General features: G+C 67.1%; 5 protein-coding genes. 2 read left to right on the top strand and 3 right to left on the bottom strand.

All coding sequences use genetic code 11. The annotated features are described in order from the left end of the window. Positions 1 to 118: 118 nt before the first annotated feature. Positions 119 to 652, top strand: coding sequence for an AAA family ATPase (locus ABEA87_RS15815; RefSeq protein ID WP_345630262.1), 534 nt, complete (start codon positions 119 to 121; stop codon positions 650 to 652). A 373-nt stretch (positions 653 to 1,025) separates the two neighbouring features. Here the strand turns inward: ABEA87_RS15815 and ABEA87_RS15810 are convergent, their stop codons facing one another. The 3 genes from ABEA87_RS15810 to ABEA87_RS15800 all read right to left on the bottom strand — a co-directional run bounded on the left by ABEA87_RS15810 (position 1,026) and on the right by ABEA87_RS15800 (position 14,221). Further along, the gene (locus ABEA87_RS15810) at positions 1,026 to 6,170 is read right to left on the bottom strand and encodes a family 43 glycosylhydrolase (protein WP_345630260.1); all 5,145 of its coding nucleotides are present in this window, start codon (positions 6,168 to 6,170) and stop codon (positions 1,026 to 1,028) included. 421 nt (positions 6,171 to 6,591) lie between these two features. Beyond that, positions 6,592 to 9,117, bottom strand: a complete 2,526-nt coding sequence (locus tag ABEA87_RS15805) for an endo-1,4-beta-xylanase (RefSeq protein WP_345630258.1) — start codon at positions 9,115 to 9,117, stop codon at positions 6,592 to 6,594. Between the two features lie 196 nt (positions 9,118 to 9,313). Then, complete coding sequence (locus tag ABEA87_RS15800; RefSeq protein ID WP_345630256.1) at positions 9,314 to 14,221, bottom strand: glycoside hydrolase family 3 C-terminal domain-containing protein; 4,908 nt, start codon at positions 14,219 to 14,221, stop codon at positions 9,314 to 9,316. Between the two features lie 203 nt (positions 14,222 to 14,424). Here ABEA87_RS15800 and ABEA87_RS15795 point away from each other — a divergent pair, with 203 nt between their 5' ends. Further along, positions 14,425 to 15,633: an ROK family transcriptional regulator gene (locus ABEA87_RS15795; RefSeq protein WP_345630254.1), complete on the top strand. Its 1,209-nt coding sequence runs from the start codon at positions 14,425 to 14,427 to the stop codon at positions 15,631 to 15,633. Positions 15,634 to 15,773 lie beyond the last annotated feature (140 nt).

The following is a 15,773-nucleotide window of genomic DNA, read 5'->3' as shown; positions in this document are numbered from 1 at the left end:
CCCAGCGGCCGTCGCCTGATCTTCATCTGTCCTCACAAACAGTGCATAATCATGCGGCGGCTGTCTCGTGGCCGGACCGACACGCCGTAACCCCAGCGCAGGAAGGAACCCACACCCCGTGCAGGAGCCGAAGCCGAACAGTGTGGTCGTCTTCACCGGACTGCCGGGAACGGGCAAGTCCACTCTCGCCGAGCAGGTCGCCCGAGCGATCCAGGCCCCGGCGTTCGCCGGCGATTGGCTGATGGGAGCCCTCAAGCCCTACGGCGCACTGGACCGGCTGGACCGCCCGACCTACCTCGCCATGTACTACAACCTGCTGCACACGCTCATCACCCGGCAACTGACACTCGACCAGTCCGCGGTCCTCGACTGCCTGATCAACGACGATGTTGCCGCCCGATGGCACGACGACGTAGCACGCTACGGCGCCCGCCTGATCATCGTTGAGTGCGTCTGCACCGACATCGACCTGCACCGCTCACGGGTTGTCGGCCGCAAGCGAAACATCCCCGGCTGGCACGAAATCGGCTGGGACCACGTCGAACGCATGCGAACCGAGTACCCGCCGCTCACGACCAGCCACATCACGATCGACGCGATCAACTCCCTGGACGATAACAGCCGATACGTCCTCGACCAGATCAACAGCTGACCCCCGCACGACGCCCATCGACGACCGTCTTCATAACGATCCCGGGCTGGAGTACTAGACGAACCGCCATCAGGTGGCGGATGAGGATAGGAATGCTCGCTCAGATGGGCGCGGCGAACAGGTCGGTGAGGTCGGCCGCCCCCAGCGGTGGACGCAGATCGCCGCGGCATCACGGATGCCGAGCTTGAACCCACATCGCACTTCCGAAGTGAGCCGTTGAACCCATGCGCTGTCCGTGCCAGTCACGCGTCCGACGCGGGCGGCGACTACAACAGTCTGCCTGGCGGCTGGGCCTGCTGCGCCGACCGGCTCCCCGGAAGCGATCCGCCTCCGGGGAGCCATCACAGGACGTGCGTTGGGCGCTCGCTGCCTTTCAGTGATCCTGCGCGGGGTTGCTGACGGTGACCCTCTCGGTGATCGTTGACTTGTTGCCCACCGAGTCGGTGGCTGTCGCCACGAGCGTGTGGATCCCGTTGGTCAACGTGGTCGTGTCCAGCTGGTACGTCTGGGTCCCGATGCCGGGTTGATTGCCGTACTGCAGACCCGCCGAGTCGATCCGCAGGTTGTAGGCCTGCAGCCCCTGACCCGACAGCGCCACCCGCACGGGCACGGAACCCGATACGGTCCCGCTGGCGCCCGGGGCCAGGAATGTCAACGCGGGGGCGTTGTTGACCGTGATCTTCTCGGTCACCGTCGTCTTGTTCCCGGACGTGTCCGTGGCCGTCGCCAACAGCGTGTGCGTGCCGTTGGACAACGTCGTCGTGTCCAGCGAATAGGTCTGCGTGCCTGCCTTCGGCTGGTAGGCGTACTGCAGGCCGACCGAATCCACGCGCAGGTCGTAGGCCTGCAGGCCCTGACCGGACGACAGCGCGACCTGGACCGGCACCGTGCCCGACACCGAGGCACCGCCGGTCGGGGTCACGAATGTCACGCCGGGAGCATTGTTGATCGAGAAGGTGATCTGCTTCTCGGTCGTCGTGCCGTCGGCGCCTACCGCGTCGATCTTCAGGCCGTAACTGCCGTTGGGCAGGGTCGCCGAATTCACCACGAGCTTCGGCGACAGGCCGGAGTTGGTGCTGCCCAGCGCCTTGGCCGCCGCCGTGGTGTTGTCCGTGACCCACACGCCGTTGCGGTTCAACTCGAGGTAGGTGTAGGAGACATCCGCGGCCTGTCCCGCCAGATCCACCGTGAACGACTTGGTCCCCGACACCACATCGCCCTGGTTCACTGACACGGACGAAATGACCGGGCCAGCGGGCTTGGTGAACTGCCAGTCGTCGACGTCGAACAACTCGTTCGTGCCGGAACCGGCGAACGTGAAGAACACGCGATGGACGCCGGTCACCGTCTTGGCCAGCGTCGTGCTGACGGTCTGCCAGGTTCCCGCCGAGGACGCCGGCACGGTCACGGTACCGATGAGGTTGGCGTCGCTGGAGGTGTCCGGGCTGTCCAGGCGGATCTGGATCTGCCCGCCGGCCTTGGGCAGCACCGAGGCGGTGAAGCCGGTGGCGCCGCTTGAGCCCTCGCTGCCGAAGTCCACCCCGGACAACGAGGTCCACTCACCGTTGTTGATGTTGGTGAGCTTCTGGCCGCCGGAGCTGTCCGATCCAACCGGGGCGACCCGGACGCCGGAGGATGGGTCGTAGGCGTCCTGGACACCCGAGTCCCAGGCGATGGTCTCCGCCTCGGTCCGCTGGTACGGGTCGAGCGCGTTCAGCTGCGAGATTCCCTGGTAGGTCCCGGTGATCGGCTTGATAGTGCCGTCGCCGTTGATGGTGACCTTGTCAATCTGCGTCGTCCGGTAACCGTGGGCCTTGTCGAGTGACCCGCCGGCAACGAGCGCGGACTGAACGGTCTGGGAATGGTAAGTGATGTACCACTGGTTGTTGAACTGGAACATGGCGTGGTGGTTGTTCCCGCCGACACCGAAGAACGCCCCCGGGTTGCTGAGGATCTCGCCCTGATAGGTGAACGGCCCCATCGGGCTGTCCGAGGTCATGTAGGCGATGTTCCCGTTGCCGATGGTGTGCCCATCGATCACGCTGTCGTGCGAGAAGTTCGTGCAGTAGCTGTAGTAGTACTTGTCGCCGATCTTGTTGATGCCCGAGTCCTCGAACATCGCCGGTGCGTCGATCATCGCCGCGGACCCGACAGTGCTGATCATGTCGTCGCCGAGCTTGATCACCCGCGCGGTCTGCGGGTGGTCCTCCTGCGCCGCCGTCGACGTGCCGTTGGTGCTGGGCACACCGCCGCCGAAGTACAGGTACGACGTGCCGTCGTCATCGGTGAGCACGGCCGGGTCGAACAGCCAGGTCACGTTCGCGGCGCCCGGCGTCGACGGGGTCACCAGCGCCTTGTGGATCGGGTCCGTCCACGGTCCGACGGGCGAGTCGGCCTGCAGCACCCCGATACCACCGGCACTGTTCGCGAAGTACAGGAAGAACTTGTCCTTGCCGTCGATCACCTTGTGCGCGACCGCCGGGGCCCAGGAGTTCGCCGCCCATGTCGCGGCCCCGAACTGCCCGGCCACCTTGATCTGGCCCTCGTTGGTCCAGTTGACCATGTCCGCGGACGAGATCACCGCTATGGTCTGGATCTTGCTGTACGAGTTGTCCTTGATGTTGCCGCTGGCATCGGTCTCGTAGGTCTGCACCACGTTGCCGGACGAGTCGATCTGCTCCCCGTCGCCCGTCATGTACTCGTACACGCGCCCGTTGTAGACCAGCGCAAAGGGGTCGGCCCCGTACTCGTAGTCCATCAGCGGGTTCGAATTGCCGACCGTCTTGGCGGGAGCGGCCGTCCCCTTGGGGTGCGTGCTCGTGGTCGAGGCGGTCACGGAGACGTCGTCGGCCCAGAAGTTCATCAGGTCGTTGGTGGCATCCGGAGTGCCCGTGTACACCGTCTCGACGAACACCCTCGCCGTCGACAGGTCCAGACCACTGGTCGGCACCGTGTAGGACCCGGAGATCGTCGCCCACTGGCCCTTCGTCACGGTCGCACTCGCCATGATGTACGCCTTGAAATTGCCGTCCTGGACCGTGACGTTGAACTGCTTGGTCGCCGGACCCGTCGTGTACTTCACCTTCGCCGACACCGCGTAGGTCGCCCCGGCCGTCAGCTTGTTCGCCACACTCTGCGACGGGCCGTCGCCGGTGTGCGCGCGCCCGGTGACATACCCGCTGCACCCGCCGTCGGCCTTGTCGGCGGTGGTCAGCGCGAGTTGTGCGCCGTTACCCGTCCACGGCGACAGCGTCCCCGTCTCGAAGCCGCCGTTGCCGAGCAGGCCGCCGTTGAACGTGGAGGTCGACGGCCCGCTCACGGAGACGTCGTCGGCCCAGAAGTTCATCAGGTCGTTGGTGGCATCCGGAGTGCCCGTGTACACCGTCTCGACGAACACCCTCGCCGTCGACAGGTCCAGACCACTGGTCGGCACCGTGTAGGACCCGGAGATCGTCGCCCACTGGCCCTTCGTCACGGTCGCACTCGCCATGATGTACGCCTTGAAATTGCCGTCCTGAACGGTGACGTTGAACTGCTTGGTCGCCGGACCCGTCGTGTACTTCACCTTCGCCGACACCGCGTAGGTAGCCCCGGCCGTCAGCTTGTTCGCCACACTCTGCGACGGACCGTCACCGGTGTGCGCGCGCCCGGTGACATACCCACTCGAGGTTCCGGCCGCCTTGTCCGCGGTCGTCAGCGCCAGCTGTGCGCCGTTACCCGTCCACGGCGACAGCGTCCCCGCCTCGAAGCCACCGTTACCGATGATCTCGCCGGTGGTGACGCAGGGGTTGGTCGTGACGACGCCCTGACCGATCTGGTCGCTGGCGTGGAAGTAGTCGAAGTCGACGTACCCGCCGGTCGTCGTCGTCGCGTAGTTGAACAGCCCGAAGCGGTACCCCATGAAGTGCGGGATCGTGTACTCCATGGCGAGGTTGTCGCCGATTTTGGTCCAGGATGATCCGTCGAGCGAGTAGTAGAACGACGCGGTGTTCGCGAAGTTCTTGTAGTTGGTGTCCACCTTCAGGTACACCGTGGTCGCGCTCAGCGGCACCGGGGTGCTGGTCGAGGCCACCGTGCCGTCGCTGTTCGCCCGCTGCATCACGAGATGCTTGGCGCCGTTGGACATGGTGACGCCCACATACCCGTACTTCAGCTGGAAGGCCGCCAGGCCGGCGACGTCCCCGTCGCGCATGTGCGACACGTCCATCGCGACGGCGCCCGAGCTGGTGGGGCCGTAGGTGCGCTGGGTGAGGGTGTTGCGCGCGTTCAGGATCCCCGTCGCCAGGCTTCCCGTCGTCAGGCGCAGGTATCCGGGTCGCGCGGTCAACGACCAGTACCTGTTGTCCGGGTTGTGGTTCCACTGCCACTGCAGCTTGAGGTTGGAGCCGTTGTTGGCATCCTCCGGCGTGGCCGTCAGCGCGCTGGCATTGGTGGTGTTCCAGTAGCCCGCCTTCGTGCTGCCGTTGGCGAACTCGTCGGAGGTCACGATGTCCGTGGGGCTCGAGGGCGTGCCGCCGCCGGGAATGTTCATCGTGCTCGACAGGGTGTATTGCGGCCAGCCGTCGGCCGACCAGGTGACGTCCGCGAGTTGCGGGGATCGCCCGACTGGTCCTTCGTCCTGGAACAGCATCGCGTACCAGTTGCCGTCGGCACCCTGGACGACGCCGCCCTGGGCCGCGCCGTCGCCGGCCTGGCCCTGGACGGTGGCCTTCTGGCTGAAGACGACCTTGCCTTCCCAGTCCCCGCCCTGCGATTGCGGTGTCAGCGACGTCGACCGCCAGGCGACCTCCTGCCGGATGCCCCCGGTCGGCCACTCGATCTGGAAGACGTAGTAGTAGTTACCGATCTTGTAGGCGTGGGAGCCTTCGGCGTTGAGCCCGCCGCTCATGGCGACGTTGGAGTTGTTCACCAGCGTGACGGCGTTGCCGGCGTAGCTGACCGTGCCGTCCGTGTTCTGCTGCAGTTGCCGCAGGATGACCTGCCCGGAGCCGTAGACCAGATACATCTTGTCCCCGTCGAACAGCAGGGACTGATCGTGGTCGTAGCCGTCGAGCACCGAGGTGGTCCAGGGGCCGTTCTCGATGCTGGGAGTGGAGTAGATGTAGGTCTTGCCGGTGGTCAGGCTCCCGACGGAGATGTAGTACGTGCCGTTGTGGAATCGGATGCTCGCCGCCCAGGTGCCGTCGCTGTAGGCGTTCTGGCCGTTGCGCAGGGCCAGTGCGTCCGTGTCGGCCAGGATCGGGGCGGTGTAGTCGACGATCGACCAGTTGACCAGGTCGGTCGACTTCATGATCGGCACGCTGGGTTCCATGTGCATGGTCGTGCTGACCATGTAGTAGGCGTGGCCGTCGAAGGCCACGTCGGTATCCGGCACGTCGGCGAAGATCACCGGGTTGGAGTACGTGCCGTTTCCGTTGTCCGACACCGGTGACGCGGAGGCGGGCGCCAGGCCCCCCAGAATCAGTGCGCCGACGGCCACTAACGGGACCAGAAGGCGCCACGCACGGGATCTCTTCATCGCCGGGTACTCCTCACGAAGCGCTCATGACATCGCATACCGACGATTGTGAGCGTTCACTTTTTCGCGAGTCAAGAGCGCCAGCGCGGAGACCATCGAAGCCGGTTACGCTCATGAACTGCCAGCTCAGCCGTTGAATCTCGCTCAAGAAGGGCAATCGAAATTGCACCATCGGGAAAATGTTAGCGTTCTCAACGCATGGCCAATTCTGCGCAGCACATCGGAACGCGGCCCGCGCACGGCGACCGCGTTTCGAGATGGGCTCCGGCGAGCCGCACCGCCGACGGAGGCCGCGAATGTATTGCCGCCACGGGCCGCACACCTCGGCGCGGCGATCCGACCGGCGCGTTGGGGAAAGCCGCTTGGCGGCGGCTCTCCCCAACGCGGGATGCGATCGGTCAGCCCGATGATTCCCCGGGCGTCACCAGAGGAGCTCGACGAGCACCAGGTTGTACGGGTCCTTCTTGGGCGCCGTGTCGTTGATGGTCACCGCCGTACCCGCGGTGGCCGTCGGCGCGGTCGTCGACTGGACCCAGTAGGTGTCCCCCACCTTCGGGAACGACTCGTTGACCAGCGTCTGGCCCGCGCCGACGGTGCGGTGCACCGGGGAGAGCCAGTCGTCGCCGCTGGCGAAGACCCACGAATTGGGTGCCGTGGTGGTCAGCGTCGCCCGGGGGGCCCCACGGTCGGAGCTGGCCGTGACGACCGCGCCGATCCCGCTCGCATGCTGGTACCCGATCACGGTGATGGACTCGTCCCAGTTCTTCAACCTTCCCTTGGCGGTGATCTTCGCCCGGTCCAGCGCCGTCGTCGCCCGTGCCGTCCAGACCTCGGCGTCGCCGGACGCCCCGTTGGCCCGTCCGGCCAGCGTCCAGGTCAGACCGGCGCCGGAGACCGTCGAGGTCTGGCCGCCGGCCTGCGGCGAGTCCGAGGCGACGTACGCGACGAGCAGGTCGCCCGCCTCCGCGCTCACCGTGGCGGTCGCCACGTTGTTGCCGGCGGCACCGAGCGCGCTGGTCACGGTGTCCACGATCGGCCCCGGGGCGAGGCGCACCACCGCCTCGGTCTCCTTCGACTTCTCGGTCACCGATGCGTATCCGGGCTTCGTGCCGGTGACCGCGACGGAGATCCGTTGGCCCTCGTCGGCGTCGACCAGCGGGTAGCTCGAGCCGGTGGCGCCGTCGATCGCCTGCCCCGACCGGTACCACTGGTACGACAGCGTCACCGGCTGCGGCTCCCAGTCCCCCGGGTGGGCCGTCAGGGTGGCACCGACCTTCACCGGACCGGAGATGGTCGGATCGCCGCCGGTGTGCGTGAAGGGCCGCTCGAGGCGGCCGATCGCGTCGGTCAGCGCGGTGGTGGCGTTCTTCACCGCGTTGACCCCGTCGATCGTGTAGATGCGCACGTCGACCAGGGCCGCGGCGGCCGCACGCGCGTCGGACACGCGCTGCCAACTGTCGGCCGTGAACGCGTGCTGGTCCAGCGCGTCGGCCTGCGCGATCGCATCGCGCAGCTTCTCCCTCGCCGGGGCACCGATGACCGCGAAGAACGAGTACTTCTCCGGGTTGCCCGGAAGGCCGGACCACAGCTGGGCACCGTCGGTGCGGTTGAACGTGTTGGAGTCCGACGTGCCATCCCAGTCGTCGATGACGATCTTGCCCTTGTACGACAGCAGCAGGTCCATCCAGTCGGCCGCGAAGTCCGCCTGCTTGCGCATGATGTCCGGGCTGTTGGCCAGGTCGTTGTTGGCCCCGGTGCCCCAGGCGGGGATCCGGCGGACCGGTGAGTTGCACACGTCGAAGGTGTTGCCGTTGGCCGCCGAGCGCTGCTCCCACGAGCACGAGCCGTAGTTCGGCCACTCGTGGGCCGGGTCGGCGGCGTCGGCCTCGGTCACCCGGCGGGTGGGCTGGGTCGGGTCGTAGTCCGGGTTGGGTTCGAGGTCACTACGGATGTCCGACTCGGTGATCGAGATCTCGTTGGCGACCGTGAGGCCGGCGTCGATCTGCGTCTTGAGCTGGGCGATGGACGGGTACGCCCAGGCGAGGCGGCCCTGCATGCCGTAGCCGTCGATGTTGCCCGCGTCGTGGATGGGTTTGAGCATCTTGATGGTCTGGCTCATCTTTGGCTCGTACAACTTGTTCGAGTCCTGGAAGTCGTTGTAGTAGAGCTTCCAGTGCACGCCCGCCGCGTTCGACCACGTGCGCGCCGACTCGAACGCCTGCCGCACCCACGCCGACTCCGCGTACAGCCGGGCGTCGGGGTCGCCGTCGAGGTCGGGCCGGCGGAAGATGCGGCCCCACTGGCTGACCTGCGGGTCGTCGGCGTTGCGGATCTGGCCGGTGTAGTCGTCGACGGCCTCGTTGACCACGTCCCAGGAGACGATGATGTCGGAGTACTTGGCGTACTTGTCCATCATGAGGTGGATGTAGTTGTCCAGCCGCTTGAGCATCGTGTCGGGGCTGGCCCAGTCCGGGTCGGCCGCGTTGTAGACAAAGCCGTTGGTGAAGAACCAGTTCGGCTGCTGGCCGCCGTGCCACGCGAGCACGTGCGCGCGCACGATTTTCTTCTGGTCTTCCGGCAGGTTGTTGGCCGCGTTGTACGCCTCGATCGCCTTCAGGATGCCCTCGGCCTGATTCGCACCGGTCGTCGGCTGCAGGACGATGTTTTCGTTGGCCTGCTCGATGGCGGCGGCCTTCGCCGCGTCGTCGAGGGTCGGGTCCGCGTTGATCTGGTTCACGGCGGCCACGTACGCCTGGCGGGACAGGCTGTTGGTGTTGCTCGTGCCGATCTGGCTGTCCAGCTTGAGTTCGTTGGGCAGGCTGTTGGACCGGTAGTCGTACAGCGCCTGCTGGCTGCTCCACCCACCGAACGTGCCCATGGTGAAGTCATCCTGATAGGACTGCCACAGTGACGGCAGAGAATAATCGACGGCCGACGCGCTGTCCACGCGAGTCAGCGTGGTCAACGCGAGAGCGCTGGCAAACGCGCCGACAACCGCGACGAGTCTGCGTAATGTTTTCCTCACCGGTGCGCCTCCTGTATGGCACATGGGGTCGAAGGGTCGCGAGCCCCGTTGACGTGGGGGCAGACGGGGATCGCGTGCGTGACACGATGCACGCACGCGATCCCGAACTGAGGTGTCGTTACTCGAGCGCCTGCGCCGACTGGGTCAACACCTTGGCTTGGTTGGCGGTCAGCGCCTTGCCGGTCTGCGCGTGGACCTGGTTGATGAACGCGCTCAGGTGGTCGCGGGCCTTCTTGCCCGTGCTGGCGGCGGCCGCGTTGAGTTCGTCGTTCAGGTCGCTGGCGACGCTTGGTCTGGTGCTGAATTCCCGCACCAGGTGCTCCACCGACGGGTATGTCACGGTCACGGTGAACCCGGTCGAGCCCGTCCCGGTATTGCCCGCGGTGTCGGTCGCCGTCGCGCCGTACCGGTGGGTGCCGAGCCCGAACGTGTAGGCCGGCCCCCTGAGGTCCGCGCAGGTGGTCTTCGCGACCCCCGAGCCGCCGGGATCGGTCGCGGCGCAGTGGATCTGCACGGCCTGGTCGATGGCGTAGCTGCCCGAGTTGCCGGTATACGCGACCTGCGGTGTGGCCGTGTCGACGCGAACCGTGAGCGTGTTCGCCGGCTCGACGTTGCCGGCGTTGTCCGTCGAGCGGTACATCAGCGTGTGGACCCCGTCGCCGGTGACGGTGACCGGTGCCGAGTAGGTCTGCCAGCCGCCGCCGTCGAGGTTGTACTCGGTCGAGGCGAGGCCCCAGTTCGACCTGTCGGTGCCGGTCAGCGTCACGGTCGGCGCGGCGCGGTTCCAGCCGGCGCTGTTGGCGTGCGGGGCCAGCGACGCGGTGGTCCTCGGTCCGGAAGTCGGCGCGGGCGGGCTCGCGTCGACGTGGAAGGAGTCGAATCCGACCTGGAGGTCGGTGGTGGCGCCGGCGCGGTTGAACGCGAACAGCCCGACCTGCGGGTTGTTCAGGGTCGCTCCCGTGGTCCAGACCGGCACCCACGTCGTCCCATCGAGGGAGTACGACGTGGAGTAGTGCGCGCCGCTCTTGCTCATCCGCAGCCAGATGGTGTTGTCGGCGGGCAGGATCGCGTTGGCGTTGAGGGTGTTCAGCGTCTGTGTGACCTGGACGCCGTTGAGGTTGTCCTCCAGCGCCGTGTTGAACTGGATGTTCGTGGGCGAGGTCGCCTCGAGGTCGAACTTGAGGTAGTTGTCGTCGTCCTGGTAGGCGATGATGCCGCCCTGCTGGGTCGCCGCGTTCGGGCGGTGGTTGAAGGCGAGCTTGGTCGTCTGCGTCCAGTCCCCGAGCGCGGGCTGGAGCAGGATGTTCTGTGCGGTGTTCGTCGTGGTGGTCAGGTCGCCGGTCTTCGGCGTGATGGTCAGCGAGCCCGGGTTCGTCGACAGGCTCCAGTCTGCCGGTGCTTCGCGAACCCAGTGCCACTGCGACCCGAGCGTCGAGCTGTCGAATTCGTCGCTCGACCCCTGCCTCGCGAAGTTGATCTGGTATTTCGCGACGATCCCGTCCGGCCCGGTTGAGGTCACCGTCGCCACGCCCGGCACCGAGGTCGCCTGGGTGATCGAGACCTTGCCGGTGGACCCGGTCGCGCTGATCTGGGGCGCCGCGCTCACCCCGTTCGGGACGACGACGTCGTAGTCGGTCACGTCGGGGTTGAAGCCCGCCAGTTGCTGCCCGTTGACCTTTAGGCCGTTCAGGTCGGACAGCACCCGCACGACGAAGGAGGTGCTGGCGCTCTTGCCCTTGTAGCGCACCGTCGCGGTGACCGTCGCCGCCCCGTTGGCCACGGTGCGGATCTTCCCGTTGTGGTCGACCGAGACGACCTGCGGCCGGTCACTGGAGTAGCTGAAAGTCATCCCGGCCGGGAAAGACTTGCTCTGCCCCGGCGCGATCCAGCCGGAGAGGCTGTCATCGTTCATCGCGACGGTCAGGCCCGGATCGATCGTGACCCCTTCGGGGAACATCACCCGCTGCGAGATGCCGCGGGCGTCGTCGGTGGTCATGATGCGCGGTTGCGCCGTGAGGACGCTCGGCTTCGGGGTGAGCGCGCCTTTCACGTTGATCGTGCCCTGCGCCTGGATGTCGCTGTCCGCGCTGGAGGTGCTCAGCTGGATGCCGTACGCGCCCGGGTCGACCTCGAAGCGCTGGTCCTTCTCGTTGTAGAAGGCCAAATCGGCGATCTTGATCGGCAGGGTCACCCGCTTGGTGTGCCCGGCCGGGACGGAGACCTTCTGGAAGCCTTCGAGCCGCTTGATGGGCCGCTCCAGGGACGGGTCCGCGTTCGGCGTGTTCACGTACAGCTGCACGACCTCGTTGCCGTCGCGCGAGCCGGTGTTTTTGACGTCGACGCTGACGTTGATCGTGCCATCGGCGTTGGGCGTGCGGTCGGAGATGCGCAGGTTCGAAAAGTCGAAGTTCGTGTAGCTCAGCCCGTAGCCGAACGGGTAGGAGACCGGGCCGTTGAAGTACATGTAGGTCCGACCGTTGGGACCGACGGGCCGCAGCGTGTAGCTGGAGGTGCTCGGGAGCTGGTTCACGCTCTGGTACCAGGTCTCCGGCGTGCGGCCGCTCGGGTTGTACTTGCCCAGCAGCACGTCGGCCAGGGCGTCGCCCTTGCGCATGCCGTTGAACGAACTCCACAGGATCGCCGGAGTTGTCGACTCGAAGGACGACACGTCCTGGGCGCCGATCGTCTCCATCACGCCGATGGTGTCCGGGTTGACCGCGGAGACCTGGCTGATCAGCTGCCCCTGCAGGCCGGGCAGCGCCAGCGAGCTGCGGTCGCGGTCCTCGGTGCCGGTGGTGCCGTTCGAGGAGGTGGAGTCCATGCCCGCGTACACGATGACGTAGTCGTAGTCCGCCGCCGCGGCGACGGCCGCCGGGTCGATCGCCGTGCAGCAGTTGCCGGCGTTGGTACCGGTACCCGTGAAGCCCTTGAGGTAGTCCACCTGCGCCGACGGGTTGACCGCCTGGATCGCGGCCTTGATGCCCGCGTACGGTGTCACCTCGTTGGCCTGGCCGGCCGCGTTCTGAATCGAGGAATAGCCGCCCAGGTAGAAGTTTGAGTTGTTGGCGTACGAGCCGAGCACGAGCACCTTGAACGAGCCGCTGGCCGGCACCGACATCGGCAACAGCTTCCCGGTCGAGCCGTCCTTGCGGGTGGTCGCGGAGTTCTTCAACAGCACGAGCGACGCGTCGGCCGACTCGCGCGCCAGGTCCAGCCGCGCCGAGGTTTCGGTGGGGGCCGTCGCGTTGTTCCATGGATACACGCCGTAGGACTGGTCACGCGCGACGGCCTGGGTCAGCCACGGCACCTTGCTGTTCGGGTCGAACTCGCCGAGCTTCATCCGGTTGGTGAACAGCCGGGTCGCGGACACGTCGAGGTCGTTGACCGTGGTCAGGCCGGTCGGCGTCGTGATCTGCATGCCCAGCGCGTTCATCGCACCGCCCGCGGTCGTCGACGGCGACGTCGGGCCCCGGTAGCTGCTTCCGGTGCCGTCGGTGTAGCCGGCGTTGCATTCGGCGTCCTCACCCGAGCCGAGCGTGTAGGCGAACTGCTCGACGTCGGTGACCGGGTGCCCGGCCCCGTCCGGTTGCCACTGGTGCCGCTTGCTGACCTCGTTGACCGCGTCGCAGTCGCCGGTGAAGTATCCCTGAAAGCCGAACGTCTCGCGCATCAGCGTGTCGTTCAGGAAGGTGTTCGCCGCCGACGGCACGCCGTTGATCTCGTTGTAAGAGCTCATCACCGCGCCGTTCTGATCGTCCTGGACGATTTTGCGGAACGGCATGGTGTAGTACTCGCGGATCGTGCGCTCGTCGGCGTTCGACGACCCGTTGAGCCGGCCGTTCGGGTCGGCGTTGGAGGTGCCCTCGGTGTTGTTCATCGCGTAGTGCTTCAGCGTGGTCGTCGTCTTGTAGAAGCCGTCACCGCCGGGCAGGAGATCTCCGTTCTGGTCCTTGCCCTCCATGCCGTTGACGAACTGCCCGGCGACCTGCGCCTCGAGCAGCGGATCCTCGCCGTACGACTCGTCGTTGCGGCCCCATCGGGGATCGCGGGCCAGGTTGACGGTGGGCGAGTAGAAGTCCAGGTCGAGCCGGTTCTGCCGGACGATCTCGCGCGCCTCGTCCGACTCCGCCTGGGCGACCTGGTAGGTCAGCGCGGGATCCCAGCTCGACGCCCGGGACAGGTCGATCGGGTAGGAAGTCGTGTCCGTGAGGGTGGCCGCGTTGCCCGACGGGTTCAGCGACTCGGCGTTGATCCCGTGCAGCGCCTCGTTCCACCAGCCGTACGCGGGGACGCCCTGGATCAGGACGGTGACGGCGGCGCCGTACCCGTACCCCTTCGACAGCGCCGGCGAGAACGCCACGCCGCTGCCGAGGTCCTGCGCGGCCACGCCACTCGCGTGCGAGCGGGTCAGCGGCGAGCCCAGCGTGACGCCGGTGCCGTCCGCGCCCGCCGTGCCGACCGCCTGGATCGAGGTGAACTCCTGGTTCGCGCCACCGGCCGCGTCGAGGCGGATCCGCTCACCAGCGACCAGGTTGGCCACCGATGCCACCTTGACCGCGGTGTCACCGGGCGCCGCCGCCGCGACGAGGGTTGTGGCGGTCCGGGCCGCCGTACCCACCGAGGAGACCGTGACGCTCTCAGGCTTGCTCACCGGGCCGATGGTCAGTTTCGTACCCGCCGCGATGCCGGCGACGGAGCCGAGGACGACGCTTGTGTCACCGGGGCTTGTGGGACCGGCCAGCGTGGTCATCGAGTTGCCGAAGTATCCGGTCAGCAGCGGGTTTTGCGCGCTGGTGATGGCTGGTGCCTGACTCGAGACGAGTTGACTGGCGCGCTGCGCCGGCGTCAGTCTCGCCACGAGGTCGGCGGCGCGTTCGGCAAACGAATAGGACGGATCCAGGTAGATCGGTGTTCGCGGCGCCGCCCGCACCGCGTTGGTGGACGCGGCCATGAGCGGCGCCACCGTGCACAGGCACACCACCATAGGGACGATCGCGATCCGAGCAGTCAGATATCGCCAGCTCACCATGGACTCCTCCACCCCACGATGCCGGTTGACCGACGTCGATCATTGCGAAGAAGTTACGCATGGTTTTCGTACAAAGTCAACGATATCAATAAGGATTAGTCGGACTTGCAGCGATAGTACTGAGTGGAAGCGGCATAGATCCACTGCCACGCGGGGTACTCCACCCCCAAATAATGTCGTAATTGAACTAAGCTCCCCGAGTGACCACCCCAGCCGTACCGCAGACACCGCACCCGCTGGCTCCTCGAGACCTGAACCTGCTGCGTGTCATCGAGTCGATCTACCGCCACCCGGCCTCGAGCCGCGCCGACATCGCCCGCCGAACCGGGCTATCGCGCGCAACCGTCTCGACCGTCGTGGAAGAGCTCGACGCCGTCGATCTGATCCACGAGCGCGATGCCGCGGACGACGGTCGTCAGCGGGGCACCGGACGCCCGCCGACCCTGCTGTCACTGGTGCCGCGCGCCGCGTTCGCGGTCGGCATCGACATCGGCCACCAGCACGTCCGGATCACGATCTGCGATCTGGCCGGCGATCCGATCGCCGACGATTGGTCACGCGCGCAGGTCGACGACGCTCCCGAACAGACCCTCGATCTGGCGCGGGACCTCGTCCGGCAGGCGATGCGCACCGCGGGTGTGACCTCGGAGCAGGTGCTCGGGGTCGGCATGGGCCTGGCCGCGCCCGTCAACACCCGCACCGGCGACGTCGAGTCCGACGGGATCCTGCCCGGCTGGCAGGGCATCTCCCCCGCGGCCGAGATGCGACGCCGGCTGGGTCTGCCCATCCAACTCGCCAACGACGCCAACGTGGGCGCCCTCGGTGAGAAGGTGTTCGGTGCCGGGCGCGGCGTCGACGACATGACCTACATCCGGCTGTCCGCAGGCGTAGGCGCCGGCCTGATTGTCGGCGGGCAACCGTACCAGGGCTCGCTGGGCATGGCGGGCGAGATCGGGCACGTCTGCGTCGACCCGAGAGGACAGATCTGCCGCTGCGGCAACCGCGGATGCCTGGAGACGGTGGCCAGCCCGGTCGCCGTGGCCAGACTGCTCGAACACAGCACCGGCCGACCGACAACGTTCGCCCAACTACTGGACCTCGTCAACTCCGGTGACCGCGGCGCCCGGCGCGCGGTCGCCGACGCGGGCGAGGCGATCGGCATGACCGTCTCCTGGGTGGTCAACGTTCTCAACCCGCAACTCGTCGTCGTCGGCGGCGAACTCGCCGCAGCCGGCGACGTACTGCTCGACCCCATCCGCGCGGGCATCAACCGCCACAGTCTGGCCGTCGCGGCCACCGGCGTCCGCGTCACCGGCGGCGTACTTGGCGATCGCGCGGAGGTCCTCGGCGCCGCCGCACTGGTCCTGGCCCGGTCGCCGCTGGCACTGACCGAACGCGTCAGAGCGTGAGTGCGGGAGACGACCGTGCGGCCCCACCGACCAGTCGGCGGCGTCGGCCGCAGGCGCCGGGCCGCGGTGAATCCACCGCGGCCCGGCGATGTCGAGCGGCTGTCGCTGGCGGTGTCGTACGCCGCCTGCTCCCACCATAC

It is taken from the genome of Rugosimonospora acidiphila (assembly GCF_039543385.1).
GTDB lineage: Bacteria > Actinomycetota > Actinomycetes > Mycobacteriales > Micromonosporaceae > Rugosimonospora > Rugosimonospora acidiphila.
Note: the sequence above shows the minus strand (reverse complement) of the source record. Positions and strands in the feature narration are given on the sequence as shown.